This window comes from Polaribacter sp. YIW18 (assembly GCF_057219325.1).
In genome coordinates this window covers 105,953-124,503 of record NZ_JBXVVE010000005.1, presented here as the reverse complement: position 1 = coordinate 124,503, position 18,551 = coordinate 105,953, and the positions used below count along the sequence as shown (strand labels likewise).

The 18,551-nt window shown below is 33.0% G+C and carries 15 protein-coding genes; 13 read left to right on the top strand and 2 right to left on the bottom strand.

What is annotated here, in order from left to right:
* Positions 1-54: 54 nt before the first annotated feature.
* The 11 genes from AC2D6T_RS07005 to AC2D6T_RS06955 all read left to right on the top strand — a co-directional run bounded on the left by AC2D6T_RS07005 (position 55) and on the right by AC2D6T_RS06955 (position 10,815).
* Positions 55-273 (top strand): helix-turn-helix domain-containing protein, encoded by a 219-nt coding sequence (locus AC2D6T_RS07005; protein WP_484680983.1) that lies wholly within the window; start codon positions 55-57, stop codon positions 271-273.
* The gene (locus AC2D6T_RS07000; protein WP_484680982.1) at positions 270-1,520 is read left to right on the top strand and encodes a tyrosine-type recombinase/integrase; all 1,251 of its coding nucleotides are present in this window, start codon (positions 270-272) and stop codon (positions 1,518-1,520) included. The genes AC2D6T_RS07005 and AC2D6T_RS07000 overlap by 4 nt, the downstream gene beginning before the upstream one ends.
* Before the next feature lie 640 nt (positions 1,521-2,160).
* The gene (locus tag AC2D6T_RS06995) at positions 2,161-2,988 is read left to right on the top strand and encodes an SDR family oxidoreductase (protein WP_298949571.1); all 828 of its coding nucleotides are present in this window, start codon (positions 2,161-2,163) and stop codon (positions 2,986-2,988) included.
* Between the two features lie 31 nt (positions 2,989-3,019).
* Entirely contained in the window at positions 3,020-4,207 is a 1,188-nt protein-coding gene (uxuA, locus tag AC2D6T_RS06990) for a mannonate dehydratase (protein WP_484680981.1), read from the top strand.
* 76 nt (positions 4,208-4,283) lie between these two features.
* Positions 4,284-5,126 (top strand): 5-dehydro-4-deoxy-D-glucuronate isomerase, encoded by an 843-nt coding sequence (kduI, locus tag AC2D6T_RS06985; RefSeq protein ID WP_484680980.1) that lies wholly within the window; start codon positions 4,284-4,286, stop codon positions 5,124-5,126.
* 4 nt (positions 5,127-5,130) lie between these two features.
* Positions 5,131-5,925: a gluconate 5-dehydrogenase gene (locus AC2D6T_RS06980; RefSeq protein ID WP_484680979.1), complete on the top strand. Its 795-nt coding sequence runs from the start codon at positions 5,131-5,133 to the stop codon at positions 5,923-5,925.
* A 61-nt stretch (positions 5,926-5,986) separates the two neighbouring features.
* Positions 5,987-7,150, top strand: a complete 1,164-nt coding sequence (locus AC2D6T_RS06975; protein WP_484680978.1) for a DUF4861 family protein — start codon at positions 5,987-5,989, stop codon at positions 7,148-7,150.
* A gap of 13 nt (positions 7,151-7,163) precedes the next feature.
* Entirely contained in the window at positions 7,164-8,150 is a 987-nt protein-coding gene (locus tag AC2D6T_RS06970) for a TRAP transporter substrate-binding protein (RefSeq protein WP_484680977.1), read from the top strand.
* Positions 8,150-8,620, top strand: a complete 471-nt coding sequence (locus AC2D6T_RS06965; RefSeq protein WP_484680976.1) for a TRAP transporter small permease — start codon at positions 8,150-8,152, stop codon at positions 8,618-8,620. Before AC2D6T_RS06970 ends, AC2D6T_RS06965 begins: the two co-directional genes overlap by 1 nt.
* Before the next feature lie 2 nt (positions 8,621-8,622).
* The gene (locus tag AC2D6T_RS06960) at positions 8,623-9,921 is read left to right on the top strand and encodes a TRAP transporter large permease (RefSeq protein WP_484680975.1); all 1,299 of its coding nucleotides are present in this window, start codon (positions 8,623-8,625) and stop codon (positions 9,919-9,921) included.
* A 51-nt stretch (positions 9,922-9,972) separates the two neighbouring features.
* The gene (locus tag AC2D6T_RS06955; protein WP_298949586.1) at positions 9,973-10,815 is read left to right on the top strand and encodes a DMT family transporter; all 843 of its coding nucleotides are present in this window, start codon (positions 9,973-9,975) and stop codon (positions 10,813-10,815) included.
* Positions 10,816-10,828: 13 nt separating this feature from the next.
* On the opposite strand, the gene AC2D6T_RS06950 is transcribed toward AC2D6T_RS06955, so the two are convergent.
* The gene (locus AC2D6T_RS06950) at positions 10,829-11,797 is read right to left on the bottom strand and encodes a Gfo/Idh/MocA family protein (protein WP_484680974.1); all 969 of its coding nucleotides are present in this window, start codon (positions 11,795-11,797) and stop codon (positions 10,829-10,831) included.
* 6 nt (positions 11,798-11,803) lie between these two features.
* Positions 11,804-13,207 (bottom strand): glucuronate isomerase, encoded by a 1,404-nt coding sequence (gene uxaC, locus AC2D6T_RS06945; protein ID WP_484680973.1) that lies wholly within the window; start codon positions 13,205-13,207, stop codon positions 11,804-11,806.
* 241 nt (positions 13,208-13,448) lie between these two features.
* Here uxaC and AC2D6T_RS06940 point away from each other — a divergent pair, with 241 nt between their 5' ends.
* Positions 13,449-16,592, top strand: coding sequence for a SusC/RagA family TonB-linked outer membrane protein (locus AC2D6T_RS06940; protein WP_484680972.1), 3,144 nt, complete (start codon positions 13,449-13,451; stop codon positions 16,590-16,592).
* Between the two features lie 13 nt (positions 16,593-16,605).
* A complete protein-coding gene (locus AC2D6T_RS06935) occupies positions 16,606-18,480 on the top strand; it encodes a RagB/SusD family nutrient uptake outer membrane protein (protein ID WP_484680971.1) in 1,875 nt (624 codons plus the stop codon).
* Positions 18,481-18,551: the final 71 nt, after the last annotated feature.

Here is an 18,551-nt window from a genome sequence, read left to right as displayed (position 1 = left end):
ATTTGGGGATTGATTTTAAAAATAATTTTATGTATATTTTTAAAAACGAAAAGGATGGATAAACGATTAATGACAATTGGAGAAGCTGCAACCCACTTAGGTATTTCCGTTTCACATTTATATAAAATGTGTTCTATGAGGAGTATCGATTTTTATAAGATTGGGAGGTCAAACAAGTTTTTAATGGACGATTTAGATGATTTTATAACAAAGTGTAAAGTTGTCAAACAGACTAAGTCAAACAACAATTTAAGACCCTTTGTAAAACTATGATTACAATCAAACAGGTATTTGATTATAGGACTCCAAAAAATAATGGAGAAATCCCAGTAAGATTGAGGGTGACACACAACCGAAAAACAACTCATATTTCATTAAATGCCTCTTTAACTGAAGTTCAAATAAAAAAGATAGAAAAAGGTAAGGTCGATGAAGAATTATCTCATTTCATAAAGGAATTGGATGACCTTACTTATAACGCTCGAAAAGTAGCTGCAAAATTAGAGCCATTTTCAATAAGTGAATTGAAACGTCAACTTTCAAATTCCAATACTTCAAAAAACAATAAAGATCATTTATTAGTCGACATAATTCAACTGAAAATAAAGAAACTTGATGAAAATCAACAATACAAATCTAAGGGTCATTATAAGACACTTTTAAACATGATTAAAACCTTTGATTCATCTTTACTAATAAAGGATGTAGATCAAGATTTTTTACACGATTTTGAACAATTTTACATAGACGGAAGAATCGAAAAAGATGGAGAAAGTCGATTAGAGAATTATTACAACAGTTTAAGTATTTATTTGAGAAATCTCAAAGCGGTAATTAATTTAGGTAGAGATAACAAAATGGTAGACCATACCTATGAATTTCCGTTTGGCAAAAACCGATACACTATTAAAACGTACAATACAGAGAAAGAAATCTTTTCTGTGAATCAGGTTAATAGTTTAATGACTTTTAACTCTTTTGATACAAAATACCAAGAGAACGCACACGACCATTGGAAAGTCTGTTTTTTGTGCAATGGCAGTAATATGTCAGATGTTTTACAATTCAAATGGACCGATATAGATGATGATATTATTTCATTTGTGAGACAGAAAACTGAGAATAGAACAAAGACCGTCAGGAAACTCTCTATCCCAATTATAAAACCTTTAAGAGAATTGATAGACAAAATAGGAAATAGAGAAAGTGAATACATCTTTGGAGGATTTAGAACCCCACCCAAGAAGACAACAATACAAAATAAGGTTTCTAAAATGTGTAAAGGATATAACAAACACCTAAAAGTGATAGGAGTTAAAATTGGATTACCCATTCCTTTGACCATATCCACCTCAAGACATAGTTACGGGAATTACCTTGCTAAAAATGGAGTTCCATTAGAAAGGATTGCAGAAATGATGGGTCACAAAGATAAACAGCGGTTTACAACATATCATTACATCGGTAGTTTGGATAAAAAGATATTATTCGAAACGAATGGTTGTTTAAAAGAGTTTTAATCTTGAAATGTTTGCAAGAATGTTTGCAAGAATTGATTCCTTGAAGAATTTTATTTTAAAAAAGGTAGTGTTTATAAGGGTTTCAGAAGATACTTAAAAAATTCAATCCAGTACTCATAATCAGGTGGTCCTTGGTTCGAGCCCAAGTGGGACCACAAAAACCATCCTATTTAAGGATGGTTTTTTTGTGAATTAGGTTAATTTTAAATAACTGATATTAAGCAGTTAATTAATTATTAATTTCCTTTTTAGCTTCTATTATTCATAAATTTCCACTTCATACTTAAGACAAGTCAACGGTTATGCATTTTTAGATTTTTGTCAATATTGTCCAATATTTGTTCTTTTTATCATATTTATTTGCAAATTGAAAACATATGTGTATGATGTTAATTTTTAAATTAAGTCATATTTTGTGATTATCTTATACTCGTTGTACATCTTAAATTGTTTTGTAGGAATTACAATTTACTGTTATATAACAGTTTGCACAACTTTTTCTAGATGCACAATGTGTTGGTTTAATTAATCTTAAAGTAATTATGATAAAAAAAGGTTGGAAACAAGGATAGTACAGGATATTTAAACTTAATTTGTTTTTTATTTTCACATTTTAAAAAAATAAGAAATCAATAAAATAATGAGCAAAACAATTGTTTTAACAGGAGCAGGAGGTGTGCTTTGTAGCACACTAGCCAAAGCATTAGCTAAAGAGGGGAATAAAATTGCAGTATTAGATTTACGTAAAGAGGCAGCAAGTAAAGTTGCCCAAGAAATTATTGATGAAGGTGGAGAAGCAATTGGTGTTGCAGCCAATGTCTTAGAAAAAGAATCACTAGAAAAAGCAAAACAAACAATAAATAATGCTTTTGGTAAAGTGGATATTTTAGTAAATGGAGCAGGAGGCAATCATCCTTTAGGCACTACTTCTAATCCGTTTTTAGAAACAGAAGATTTATTAAATAAAACAGAAGGATTTAAAACTTTTTTTGATTTAGACCCAAAAGGAATCGAATTTACATTTAACTTAAACTTTCTAGGAACGTTAATACCAACACAGATTTTTGGTAAAGATATGGTAGGTAGAGAAGGATGTTCTGTACTAAATATTTCTTCTATGAATGCCTTTACACCGTTAACAAAAATACCTGCTTACAGTGGTGCAAAAGCAGCTGTTTCTAATTTTACGCAATGGTTGGCAGTACATTTTTCTAAAGTAGGTATTCGCGTAAACGCTTTGGCTCCAGGTTTTTTCTTAACCGATCAAAACAGAACTTTATTAACCAATGAAGATGGAAGTTTAACACAAAGAGGTCAACAAATTATAGATCAAACTCCTATGAGTAGATATGGAGAACCAGAAGATTTAATAGGTACAACTTTATGGTTATGTGGAGAGGGTTCTAAATTTGTAACAGGAGTTGTAGTACCCATAGATGGTGGTTTCGCAGCATATAGTGGAGTTTAAGAATTGCTAATTTTTAAAGATAAAATAAAAAATGATTCAAAATTTAGAACAAACATGGCGTTGGTATGGACCCAATGATCCAGTTTCTTTATCAGATATAAAACAATCAGGAGCAACAGGAATTGTTTCTGCATTGCACCACATTCCAAATGGAGAAGTTTGGACAGTTGAAGAAATTACCAAAAGAAAAAAAACCATAGAAAATGTTGGTTTAAATTGGTCTGTGGTAGAATCTGTACCCATTCACGAAAATATTAAAACCAAATCTGGCGATTATCAAAAATATATAGAAAACTACAAACAAACACTTTTAAATTTAGGTTTTTGTGGTATTGATATCGTTTGTTATAACTTTATGCCAGTTTTAGATTGGACACGTACCAATTTAGATTACGAAGTATCTGATCAATCTACAGCATTGCGTTTTGAAGCGGCTGCTTTTGCTGCTTTCGAATTGTATTTGTTAAAAAGACCTGGTGCAGAAAACGAATATTCTGTGGCGCAAAAACAAAAAGCGGCTGAGTTTATCAAAAGTTCATCAAAAGAAGAACAAACCAGATTAATTAGGAATATTATTGCTGGTTTACCAGGTGCTGAAGAAGGATATTCTTTGGAGGAATTCAATCAGATTTTAGCTACTTACAAAAATATTGGTTCTAAAGAATTAAAAGCAAATTTATTTTCTTTCTTGTCAGAAATTATTCCAGCTGCAGAACAAGCAGGTGTATTAATGTGCATTCATCCTGATGACCCTCCATTTCCAATTTTAGGCTTACCAAGAGTAGTTTCTACAGAACAGGATATCGAAGATATTTACAACGCAGTACAATCTCCAAACAATGGTTTAACCTTTTGTACAGGTTCTTTTGGTGTAAGAGCAGATAATGATTTAGCAGGAATGGTAGAACGTTTAGGAGATAGAATTCATTTTATTCATTTACGTGCTACAAAACGTGATGCAGAAGGAAATTTTCATGAAGCAGATCATCTAGAAGGCGATGTAGATATGTATGCTGTACTAAAAGCGTTAATTTTAGAGCAACAAAAAAGAATTGCAGCAGGAAGACAAGATGTAAGAATGCCTTTTAGACCCGATCATGGTCATAAAATGTTAGACGATTTAAAAAAGAAAACAAATCCTGGATATTCAGGGATTGGACGTTTACGTGGTTTGGCTGAATTAAGAGGCTTAGAACTAGGGATTAGACGTTCATTATAAAATCGATTAGATTTTAATGCTGAACTTGATTCAGTATCTAATCAATCAAGTTACAATAAAAAAATAAAAAAAAACGATGGCAACAACTTTCGAAACAAGATATGCTTCAAGTCCGCAGGCAGTAAAAAAATACGACACACAAGAATTAAGAGATGAATTTTTAGTTCCAGATTTAATGCAACCAGGAAGTATTAAATGGGTATATACGCATTATGATAGATATATGGCTGGTGGAGCAGTACCAACATTAGAAGCATTAATTTTAGAAACCATAGATCCTTTAAAAGCTGAATACTTTTTAGAAAGAAGAGAAGTTGGTGTTATCAATGCAGGAGGAAAAGGAACTATTATTGCTGATGGTGAAGAATTTAAAATGTTACATAAAGATGCATTGTATCTTGGTAAAGGGGTTAAAGAGGTTGTTTTTAAAAGTGATGATGCTAACAACCCTGCAAAATTCTATATGAATTCTGCACCTGCGCATACAGCTTATCCAACAAAACAAGTTACAAAAGCAGAAGCAAACAAAATAGAATTAGGTAGTTTGGAAACTGCAAATCATAGAACTGTAAACCAAATGATTATTGGCGGAATTGTAACAACTTGCCAATTACAAATGGGAATGACAGAATTAAAAACAGGTTCTGTTTGGAACACCATGCCAGCTCACGTGCACGATAGAAGAATGGAAATCTATTACTATATGGATATTATGGATGAACAAGCTGTTTGTCATTTTATGGGAGAACCACAAGAAACACGTCATATTTGGATGCAAAATCACGAAGCAGTAATTTCTCCACCTTGGTCTATTCACTCTGGTTCTGGTACGTCAAACTACACATTTATTTGGGGTATGGCTGGTGAAAACCTAGATTATAATGATATGGATGTTACAAAAATTACAGATTTAAGATAACAATATGTCTCAAACATTATTTGATATTACAGGTAAAGTAGCCTTGGTAACTGGTTCTACACATGGTTTAGGAATGTCTATGGCTATGGGATTAGGAAAAGCAGGAGCTACTATTGTAGTGAATGGAAATTCATCACAAGAAAAAATAGACAAAGCAGTTGAATTGTATAAAGCAGCAGGAATTAATGCTGTGGGTTACAAGTTTAATGTGGCAGATGAAGCTCAGGTAATTGAAAACATCAAAAAAATTGAAACTGAAGTAGGTAATATCGATATTTTAGTCAACAACGCAGGAATCATCAAAAGAACACCATTGTCAGAAATGGAAGTTGAAGATTTTAAACAAGTTATTGATATCGATTTGGTAAGTCCTTTTATTGTTTCTAAACACGTTATCAAAGGAATGATGGAACGCAAAGCAGGAAAAATCATCAACATTTGTTCTATGATGAGCGAATTAGGTAGAAATACAGTTGGGGCTTACGCAGCCGCTAAAGGCGGTTTGGTAATGCTAACTAAAAATATGGCTACAGAGTGGGCACGTTTTGGTGTACAAGTAAACGGAATTGGACCTGGGTATTTTGCAACTTCACAAACGGCTCCAATTCGAGTTGATGGACATCCTTTTAATGATTTTATCGTGAACAGAACTCCAGCTAAAAAATGGGGAGATCCTAATGATTTGGCAGGAGCAGCAGTGTTTTTATCCTCTAAAGCAAGTGATTTTGTAAATGGACATATTTTATATGTAGATGGAGGAATCTTAGCAACTATTGGGAAACCTTCTAACGAAGAATAAATATTAAAAATTCAGACCTTTCAGGTTTCTAAAACCTGAAAGGTTTAAACAATCAATCTAAATGAAAAAAATAGTTCTCTTTTTTCTTACGGTTTCTCTTTTTGTCAATTGTGATAAAAAAGCTGAAATCGTTTCAACAGTAACAGTAAAAAATACTTTAAATATTGATAGAGATTTTGAAACTGTTGAAGTAGATATATCTGAAGTAGCAGCAGAAAAACAAGCTGATGTAGTAGTTTTAGATGCTGATAACAAAGTTGTTACTTCTCAAATTGTAGATGCAGATTTAGATGGTAAAAATGATGTGATTTTATTTCAACCATCAATTAAAGCAAACGCTACAAAAACATATACGTTATCAATTTCTGATAAAAAACAAGACTCAGTAATTAATTACTGCTATTCACGTTTTGTACCAGAAAGAACAGATGATTATACTTGGGAAAACAATAGAGTTGCTTTTAGAACTTTTGGTCCAGTAGCCCAAAAAATGGTAGAAGATGGTGTAAAAGGAGGAACCTTGTCTAGCGGAATAGATGCTTGGTTAAAACGTGTTGAATATCCAATTATCAACACTTGGTACAAAAGAAACGATGTTAAAAAAGGAGCCTATCATAAAGATCATGGAGAAGGTTTAGATAATTTTCATGTTGGTGTAAGTAGAGGTATTGGAGGTACTGCTGTAAAAGTAGATACTTCTTTTTATTTCTCGAGAAACTTTACTTCTTATAAAACGATAGCAACAGGTCCGTTAAGAACCAGTTTTGTGTTAACCTATGCTACTTGGGATGCTAATGGTAAACAAATAGATGAAACCAAACACATCTCTTTAGATTATGGTCAAAACTTAACACGTTTTGAGATTGATGTAAAAGGAACAGAAATCATTTCATCAGGAATTACATTACACGATAAAAAAGGGGTTACCAATCATAATGATGCTAACTTTTGGGTAAGTCATTGGGAAACCTTAGATGATTCTGAAGTAGGAACAGGAATTGTAACTACAAAACCCTATTTTTTTGATTCTGAGAAATATGTAACTTCTAGAAAAGACGAAAGCAATCATTTTTTACATTTAAACGTAATTGATAACAAAGTTGTTTTTTATAGTGGTTTTGGATGGAAAAAAAGTAAACAGTTTGTAACTCAACAAGAATGGGAAAATTATTTGTCAGATTTCTCAAAAAAAATAAATACTCCATTAATAGTAACCAAAAACTAATCACCCTTAAACAATGAAGAAGCAACACTTTTTTCAATCCATATTTGTTTTAACTATTTTGTTATTCTTTTTGGGTTGTCAATCAAACACTTCAGTATCAACTTTACGCTTAGGACATTCTTTGGACACGCAACATCCAGTGCATAAGGCAATGGTTATTTTTGGTGAAGAGTTAGAAAAACAGTCACAAGGAAAACTCAAAGTAACCATTTATCCAAGTGGTCAATTAGGTGGCGAAAGAGAATGTTTGGAATTATTGCAAATTGGTAGTTTAGATATTACTAAAGTTTCTGCAGCAGTTTTAGAAAACTTTATACCAGAATATAAAGTATTTAGTGTGCCTTATATGTTTAGAGATAAAACACATACATTTAGCGTTTTTGATAGTGAAATTGGTGAAAGTTTATTGTTAAAGGGAGAAAAATTTAGACTTCGTGGATTAACATTTTATGATGCTGGAAGTAGAAGTTTTTATATGAAAGAAGCACCTATAAAGTCTCCTGCAGATTTAAAAGGAAAAAAAATTAGAGTACAAAAAAGTAATATGGCTGTGGCTATGGTGAATGATTTAGGAGGTTCTCCAACACCCATTTCTTGGGGAGAATTATATACAGCATTACAACAAGGAGTTGTTGATGGCGCAGAAAACAATCCGCCAAGCTTTTATACCTCAAAACATTATGAGGTTTGTAAGTATTATTCTTTAGATGAACATACAGCTGTACCTGATGTTTTATTAATAGGTACATATACTTGGAGCCGTTTAAATAATCAACAGAAAGATTGGGTAAGAAAAGCGGTTAAAGTAAGTACTATTGCACAAAGAAAATTATGGGCAGATTCAGAAAAAGCATCTTTAGAAGCAGTAAAAAAAGCAGGTGTACAAGTTGTTTATCCTGATAAAAAACCTTTTGAAGAACAAACCAAAGGAATTTTAAAAATGTTTGATGGAAATGAGGAGATGAAGTCTTTAATAACTTCGATTAAAAATCAACAATAATGAGAGCAAAAATAGATAGCGTTTTAGAAAAATTAGTACTTTTTATTTTAGTATTAATGCTTGCTAGTGTCGTTTGGCAAGTCTTTTCGAGATTTGTGTTAAGAGCACCAAGTACCATTACTGATGAAATTTCTAGTTTCTCATTAATTTGGGTGGGTTTGTTAGGAGCAGCCTATGCAGCAGGTAAAAATTTGCATTTGGCAATTGATTTAATTCCAGAAGATGTTGTTAAAAAAAGACAAGGGTTGTTTAACGGAATTGTATTTATATCGATAGCAGTTTTTGCATTAACGGTAATGATTATTGGTGGATTTAGATTGGTGCAATTAAGTTTTCAATTTGGCCAAACATCAGCAACCCTAGAAATTCCTTTAGGATTTATTTATATGGTAGTTCCAATTTCTGGAGTTTTAATTTGCTACTATAGTATCGATACATTAATCAATTTAAGAAAATTAAATAAAGCATAATTATGAATTTAGTAGAAGTCCTTATTTTAGTTATTAGCTTTTTGGTTTTCTTATCATTAAGAGTACCTATAGCGTTTGCAATTGGTTTAGCTGCTTTATTTACCTTATTAAGTGCTATGCCGTTTTTACCATCGGTAACTACATTGGCGCAAAGAATGGCAACCTCTTTAGATAGTTTTACACTCTCTGCAATCCCGTTTTTTATCTTAGCAGGTCAAATTATGAACAGAGGAGGAATTGCAGTTCGGCTTATCAATTTTGCCAAAGCCATAGTTGGACCACTTCCTGGTGGATTGGCTTTTGTAAACATTATTTCTTGTATGTTATTTGGCGCAATTTCTGGTTCTGCAGTAGCTGCAGCATCAGCCATTGGTGGGTTTATGAATCCGATGATGGAAAAAGATGGGTATGACAAATCGTTTAGCGCAGCTGTAAATATTACCAGTGCAACAACAGGTTTAATTATTCCGCCTAGTAACGTACTTATTGTATATTCTTTAGCAAGTGGAGGGGTTTCTATTGCAGCATTATTTATTGCTGGTTATGTACCAGGATTATTAATTGGTTTTGCTTTAATGATAGTTGCTTTAGTGTATTCAATTATCAAAAAATACCCTACAGATAAATTAGTAGGGTTTAAAGAGTTTTTTAAAAGATTTATAGACGCTTTTCCTAGTTTAATGTTATTGGTAGTGGTAATTGGCGGAATTGTAGCTGGGATTTTTACAGCTACAGAAGCATCAGCAATTGCGGTAATCTATACCTTAGTTTTAGGTTTTGTTTACAAAGAAATTACAGCGAAAGATATTTCACCAATTTTGTTAGAAACCATTAAAACATCGGCAATTGTATTGTTGTTGGTTTCTACATCTATTGCTATGTCTTGGGTAATGAGTTACGAGAATATTCCACAAGAAATCAGTAACACACTTTTATCAATAAGTGATAACCCTATTGTAATTCTAATCATCATTAATTTGATATTATTATTTGTTGGGGTATTTATGGATATGACGCCTGCAGTTTTAATCTTTACACCCATCTTTTTACCAATTGTCACAGAATTAGGGATGGATCCAATTCACTTTGGAATTATAATGATTATGAACTTATGTATTGGTTTATGTACGCCACCTGTAGGTTCTGTGCTCTTTGTAGGATGTAGTGTGGCCGATTTAAAAATACAGCAAGTTATAAAGCCATTATTGCCATTATTTTTAGTAATGATAGGTGTGTTGCTCTTAATTACGTATTTCCCAGATTTAACATTGTGGTTACCAAGACAATTTGATTTATTGTAAGAATATAGTGTAATTTTGTGCTCTTATATCAATTGAAGATTACAATAATCAATGACACAAAATAAAGCGATTTTATATATGGTTTTTAGTGCAATAGCATTTGCGCTAATGGGTTCTGTTGTAAAATATTTAAGTACATTTAATGTGTATCAAGTTGTGTTTTTTAGATCTGTAGGAACTTTATTGTTTACAATTCCTTTAGTTTTAAAACAGAAAGTTCCTTTTTTGGGAAACAATAAAAAATGGTTATTCATAAGAGGTGTTACAGGTGTAATTTCTTTAACCTGCTTTTTTCAATCTTTAAATTATTTATCTATTGGCACTGCAGTTTCTTTACGTTATACAGCACCTATATTTGCAGCTATTTTTGCACTTTTATTTTTAAAAGAAAAAATTAAACCAATACAATGGTTCTTGTTTTTTATCGCTTTTTTAGGAGTTTTAATCATCAAAGGTTTTGGTGCAGATGTAGCAACTTTAGGTTTGCTTTTTGTGTTATTTTCTGCTATTTTTTTAGGGATAATTTTTGTTGTAATTCGTAAAATAGGGAATACCGAACATCCATTAGTGATCATAAACTATTTTATGATTATGGCTTTTGTTTTTGGTGGGTTACTATCTATAAAATATTGGATTCAGCCTAACTTAATAGAATGGATTCTTTTTATAAGTACAGGTGTTTTTGGTTATTTTGGTCAGTTGTATATGACCAAAGCCTTTCAAGCAGAAGAAACCAATCTAGTTGCTCCCATAAAATATTTGGAGGTAATTATTACCATAATTATCGGAACATTTTGGTTTGGAGATATCTATAATGGTTGGACAATCTTAGGAATTGTATTGATTCTTTCTGGGTTGATTTACAATATCTACATCAAAAGAAAAACAACCTAAATTTCTATCGATTTTAGCTTGTAAATTTATCCAATATTTTCATTACTTCAACGCCATCTTTAACTGTACAAGGATTTTTTGCATTTCCTAAAAAGTAATTTACCGTTTGCTCGATTAAGGGTTGTTGTACGTGTGCAGGATTTTCGAATGAAAAAACTTCTTCCTTATCAGTAGTATTTAAAAACACTTCTTCTCCGTAAAAAGAGAAGGTAATTGTACCATTTTCACCGTAAATTCTACATTCGTCTTTTACATCTTTTTCAGAAGCTATAAAATTCCAAATTCCTCTAAATTGTACCCCGTTTTCAAATGCAATAATTCCGTTTACAATATCTGCTACTTTATTGTTTTGGGTTGAGGTTGAAAATCCTTCCGCTTTTTCGATTTTACCAAAATAATGATACATCAAATCTATTTGATGAGGGCCAATATCGTGAAAATAGCCACCACCTGAGGTTTCTGGTTTTAAACGCCAATTGTCATCCGTTTTAGCAATAACATTATTTGTTGTTGATTGTAAAATGGTAATATCCGCAAACAATACTTTCCCTATACAGTTTGCGTCTAGTAATTCTTTTACTTTTTGAAAGGCAGGTAAATTTCTTCTGTAATGTGCAACTACTATTTTATCATTTTCATTTACCAATGCTTTCAGCTCTAAGGCTTCATCAGTATTTATGGTCATAGGTTTTTCTAAATACACAAATTTGCCAGTTGCTAAACATTTTTTCGCAATTTCTAAATGTGTAGAGGGTGGAGTTGCAATATACAGCGCATTTATTTCTGGATGATTGATAATAGCATCAACAGAATTATAAAAAAAAGGCACATTGTGTCTTTCAGCAAAATCTTTCGCTTTTTCGCCATTTCTTCGCATTACAGCAACCAATTCGGAGTTTGCTACCTTTTGAAAAGCAGGACCACTTTTTACTTCTGCAACATCACCACAACCAATAATTCCCCATTTTATAGAAGTATTCATATAAATTTATTTAAAGTTAAAATAGTTTTTTGCATTATGATAACAAATATCACTTACAATTTTACCTAAAAAAGCTTCATCAGCTGGTAACTCTCCATTTTCAACATCAGTTCCAATTACATTACATAAAATACGTCTAAAGTATTCGTGCCTTGGAAAAGATAAAAAGCTTCTCGAATCTGTTAACATTCCAACAAAACAAGACAATAAACCTAAATTAGATAAGGTATTTATTTGTTTTTCCATGCCATCTTTTTGGTCTAAAAACCACCAAGCAGCACCATATTGCATTTTTCCTTTTATGGTACCATCATTAAAATTTCCAATCATAGTTGCAAAAACTTCGCTATCTGCAGGATTTAAATTGTACACAATTGTTTTTGCCAATTGATTTGTACTATCTAATTTATTTAAGACACCACTTAAAGCATGAGCTTGAGAAAAATCACCGATAGAATCAAAACCAGTATCTGGGCCCAGCTCATCTAGTAATCTTTTGTTGTTATTTCTAATTGCACCTAAGTGAAACTGTTGTGTCCAGCCAATTTTGTGGTACATTTTACAAAGTTCAATAACTGTTTTAAACTTAAAGAAATCAACTTCTTCTACAGTTAAAGCTTGATGGTTTTGTACTTTGTTAAAGAGGGTTTGTATATCATAAATGTCACTTTCAAAAAACGACAACTGCTCAAAACCATGATCAGATAATCGACCTCCATTATTATTAAAGAAGTTAATCCTACTTTCTAAAGCCTTTAATAAATCATTATAATTATGTATGACAACTTTCGATATTTTTTCAAGTTTAGTTAAATATTCATTATACGTTTTGGTGTTCTCAACAGCAAAAGAATTATCGGGTCTAAAAGTAGGGAATGCCTGAACTTTTGAAGCATCTTTTTGAATAGCAATATGATATTCTAAAGAATCTACAGGATCATCTGTAGTACATAAACTTTCTACGTTTTGCAGTTGCAATAATCCGTTAGCAGAGTGCGATTTTTGTTGTAAAATTTTCGAGGTTTTCTCATAAATTGCTGAGGCATTTTCTGGGGTCAAAATCTCATCAATCCCAAAATAGGCTTTTAACTCTAAAGCAGTCCAATGAAATAAAGGGTTTTTTATAGTGTATGGAACAACTTCTGCCCATTTTAAAAATTTTTCTTTATCAGTAGCATTACCAGTAATGTATTTTTCATCAATACCAAAAGCGCGCATTGCGCGCCATTTGTAATGATCTCCATACAGCCATACCTGGGTGATGTTTTCAAATTGTGTATCTTCTGCTATTTGTTTTGCTGATAGATGATTATGATAATCTATAATAGGTAGATCTTTTGCAAAATTATGATATAGTTTTTTTGTAAAATTGTTCTGTAACAAGAAATCTTTGTTTAAAAATGAATTCATTTTTATAAATATTAAAAATTCTAAATGTTTTTATTTTAATGCAAAGATAGTTCGTATAATGCTTATTTATAAATATAGAACTATATTAATATTAAATATAAATAAGGTAAAATATTATATATTCCAGTATAGTACAGGATACTAAAAGTATGATTAGTTTGTAAAATTGTTTCTGATTTGTTAAAACATTGTTAACAACCAATTATTAAAAACAATAATTTATTTTAAATTCATTTCAAATATGAAAAAAACTCTAAAAAAACGAAATTCGTCATTAGGAATAAAGTTGTTACTTTTTCTACTGTTTTCGGTTTTTACAGCTTTTAGTACCCAGGCACAAGATGTAATTACTGGTGTTGTAAAAGATGCTGAAGGATTTACTTTACCCGGTGTTAGTGTACTGCAAAAAGGAACTACCAGAGGAACATCTACAGATTTTGACGGAAAGTATTCAATTAAATTAACAGTTGGCCAAAGAACTTTGGTTTTCTCTTACTTAGGATTCAAAACCGTTGAAGTTCCTGTAAATGGTAAAAAAACAATTAATGTAACTTTAGAACAAGCTTCAGAAAGCTTAGATGAAATAGTTATTGTTGGTTATGGTACTCAAAAGAAAGAAAGTGTTGTAGGGTCTATTTCTCAAATAAAAGGGAACGAGCTACAAGAATTGAATATGGGTATTACCAATGTAAATGAGGCTTTGCAAGGTAATTTACCTGGTGTTGTTGCGATACAAGGTAGTGGTGTTCCAGGTAGAAATGATATGCAGATTTTTATTCGTGGTCAGGCGTCATGGAATGGTTCTGGGCAGCCTTTAATATTAGTAGATGGCGCGCCAAGGGATATTGATAATATTGATTTTAATGATATTGAAAATCTTTCTGTACTTAAAGACGCTTCTGCTACAGCCGTTTTTGGTGTTCAGGGTGCAAATGGTGTTATTCTAATTACCACAAAAAGAGGGCAAAAAGGTAAGGCGCAATTATCTTTACAGGTTAATACTACTTTTAAATTTGTTTCTAAGTTACCAGAAAAGTTAGGTGTTTTTGATGCCATTATGGAAGCAAATTCATCTTTATTGCGCGAGCTTCCTCATAATGAGGATATCTGGGGTAATTATCGTCCAATAGGTATTGCAGATAGATTCCGTAATCCTGCAAATGAGGCTGAGAGTTTAATATTTCCTAATGTAGATTGGAAAGATGTGCTGTTAAAAGATATGGCTCAAGATTACCGTGTTAACTTATCTGTGCGTGGCGGTGGAGATAATGCTAGGTATTTTGCGAGTCTTGCATACCAAACAGTGTCTGATATTTTTGATGGCGATAGTTTTGATAATGGTAAAGGGTATGAAAGTGGTTTTGGCTATGATAGGTTTAACTTTCGTAGTAATATTGATTTCGATATCACAAGCACTACAGAGTTGTCTGTAAATCTTGGTGGATTTTATGGTATTCAACAAAACCCAGGTAACTTAAATTTGGTTACAAATGCAATATACGAGTTGGCACCCAATGCTTATGCACCGCTTTTTCCAGATGGGGCATTTGGTAGGGATGATAGAGATATTTTTGCAAACACAAACCCGCTTGTTACCTTAACAAATACAGGGTACACTACTACTAATACTTTTAATATAAATACCGATTTTATTTTAAAGCAAAAATTAGACTTTATTACCGATGGCTTGTCCTTTCAAGGACGTGTTTCTTTAGATAATAGATCTCAAAGTCGCCAAGTGTTAAGTGATCCAGGAGCTGATGGTCAAGAAAATGTTAGGTATCGTGTATATAACAACGAATTCGATGAGCGCATTGAGTCTCCAAACGGTATAAACGATTTTGGGTTTGTACCATTCCCATGGACACTTCAGGCTCCAGCAATTCAGGATGGTACGATTACCCGTAATTTATTATATGACTTTTCGTTTAATTATAGTAAAACCTTTGCTGAAAAGCATTCGGTAACAGCATTGGCATTAGTAAGACGCCAAGAGCGCGGTAGAGGAAACGGTTTTCTTGTATTTCGTGAAGATTGGGTTTCAAGGATTACTTATGATTATGATAAGAGATATTTCTTAGATATTAGTAGTGCCTACAACGGCTCAGAAAAATATGGTCCTGGGTTCCGTTTCGATCTTTTTCCTGCCTTAGCAGCGGGTTGGACGGTGTCTAACGAGGCATTTATGAGTGATGTTGATTGGGTAAATAAGTTAAAATTTAGAGGATCTTATGGTTTAATTGGTGATGACAATGGAGGAAACCGATTTGAATATCAATCAACTTTTAATATTGGAGGAGGTGCTTTTATAGTGCCTAATGGTTCAAACCAGCGTTCTCCTTATGCATTTTACTCTGAGGCAAATGTTGGTAATCCCAATTTGCAATGGGAAACTGCTGTAAAATATAATTTTGGAGCTGAAATAGGCTTGTTTAAAAATGCAATTACTGCTGAGTTAGATCTTTTTGGAGAAGATCGTAGCAATATTTTAATACCAAGCTCTCAAAGGGCAGTGCCTGAGTGGTTTGGTGCTAGCCCTCCTGCCTTTAACAGAGGAGAGGTAGAGGTACGAGGATTTGAAATTGTTGTAGGTGCAAATCATACCTTTGGAAATGGATTAAATATTTTTGGTAATTTTAATTTTACTCAAGCTAAAGATTTAGTGATAGATAGAGAAGATCCAGAATTACGCCCGTTTTGGCAAAAAGCAGCGGGGTACCCTATTGGTCAACCAAGATCTGCTATTCCTGGTGGGATTTTAGGTAGTATTGATGATTTATATAGCTCTACACCAAGGGTAGATGGGCAAGATTTTATACGTACTGGATATTATAACTTAGTTGATTATGATGGCGACGGTGTTTATAACAGTGCTTTTGATAATGTGCCATTTGGTTTCCCTACACGTCCACAAAGAACCTGGGCGGCTACAGTTGGAGCTAAATATAAAGGTTGGAGATTATCAGTTCAGTTCTACGGTACACAAAATGCAAATAGAAATTATAGCAGTAGAACTTTTTCAAATCAAATAGATACGTTTTTTGAACACGAGTTAGGCTATTGGACTAAAGATAACCCAACTGGCTTACGAACACAACCAACATATGCTTTCGGGCAAGCAGCTAGCGATCCAAGACAAAACTTTTTTGATGGGTCCTTAACAAGATTAAGATCTATAGCCTTAAACTATACTATACCTAAAAAAACGTGTGAAAAACTGGGTGTTAAAGGGCTAAGTATTTTTGCTAATGGAAATAACTTATTTTTATGGACAGATTTACCAGATGATAGGGAGTTTAACAGTAGTCTAACACAAGATTCTAGCTATAGAGGAGATTATCCTAATATGGCACGATTTAATTTTGGTTTTAATTTAGATTTTTAAAAAATAAAAAATTATGAAAAATTTTAAAATAACAATAGTTTTATTTGTAGGATTACTTTTATCGGTATCCTGCGAAGAATATTTAGATATAGCTCCAGAAGCGGAGATTGACATTACAGATGTATTTGCCACTTTCGAATCCTCTCAAGGTTTTGTTGAAGAAATGTATAATCTAGTATGTGAATATGGTACTGCCGGTCATTCCTTTCAGGATTATACTTATGGCGATGATACATTTAGAAATGGTCAATTCACTCAAGATATAGATCGGGGAACATTGAACCGATGGGTAGACGAAAGATTTGGTTATCTTGGTAAAAACACCCACCAAAATAGAGAAGGGGATTCCAATAATAATCAGGCAAGACGTCGACCAAGAGTATGGCGTGGTAGTATGCTTGGAATTCGTAAGGCAAATGTGGTAATTGCGAACGAAGATTTAATGGTAGGGTTAACTCAAGGCGAAAAGGATGTTATATTAGGACAAGCTTACTTTTTTAGAGCGTTTTTTCATAATGAGATTATGAAATTTTGGGGCCGTTTCCCACACATCACAGAAGTGTTTGATGGTGCGATAAACATACCTCGTCCTGATACTTATAAAGAGGTGGCTTTATCCATTAATGAAGATTATAAGAAAGCCATCGAATTATTACCTGTTAGTTGGGATAATGAACCCTATGGGCAAAGAACATTAGGTAACAATGCAGGTAGAGTTTCAAAAGCTGCTGCTTATGCGTTTCAAGGCAAAAATTTACTATGGGCGGCTAGTCCGTTAATGGTTTTTAACAACCAGCCAGGAATTAATACATATACTTACGATACAGAATTGGCTGCCATGGCTGCTGATGCTTTTGCAGAAGTGCTTAAAATAGCAGATGCTGGTGAATATTCGTTAGCATCAAACATGGAAGAATACAAGACAGTACTCTGGAACGTTCCTAGAAATAGATGGCCTGGTTTAGTTCCTGGAGCTAAAGAATTAATTTTTGCAGGTGGAGCAGGTTCTTCTGTTGGGCAAACCATTGCTTTTATGGCACATGGTATTCCAAGAACAATTGGTCAATCTGCTTCAGGAAATGATAGCGCAACTCATAATTTTATTCACAATAATTTTGGGATGGCAAACGGATTATCTATTGAAGACGATATGAGTGGTGATTACGGTCCACAAACTTATGATCCTTTGAAACCATTTGATAACCGCGACCCTCGCTTTTACGCATGGATTTTTTCAGATAGAGACCTTATTTCAAATAGAGGTGGCGTACCAGCAGCTAATAGATTTGCACAGTTGTGGGATGATGGAGCAGGTAATACTGGGGCGCACCGCGGTGCAGGAAACGTTTCACAAACTGGGTACATGTTTAAAAAGTTTTATCCAGAGATTAATGGACAACATCATGTACAACGAGGAAACAATATTATTAGAAGATTTACAGGAATGCGTATTCACATGAGGTTAACCGATGTGTACTTAATGTATGCAGAGTCACTTCATGTGGCTAGAGGCGCAACAGCAGGATCTAGCTCTTATAATTTAACTGCAGAACAAGCAATCAATACATTGAGAGCTAGAGCGGGGATTCCTAATGTAAATCCTGCTATTGTTGCAGATAATATTAAATTCTTAGACGAGGTAAGACGTGAAAGATCTGTAGAATTATCTTACGAGGCGCACAGATGGATGGATATACGCCGTTGGGGTGTTGCCCATGAGGATAAATACAAAAAGAAAACAGGATTACGTTTTGATAAAGATTGGACCTTCTTTGAGGAGTTTGAAATTATAGAGAGAGTTTGCGAGTATCCAAAACACTATTGGTTGCCATTTGAACCAAACCAAACTCAGTTTTATGAAGGCTTTCCTCAAAACCCAGGTTGGTAAAACTTGAATAAATTTGTTTTAACTAATACTAAAAATTTTAAAAAAAAATGATTATAAATAAATTATATAAG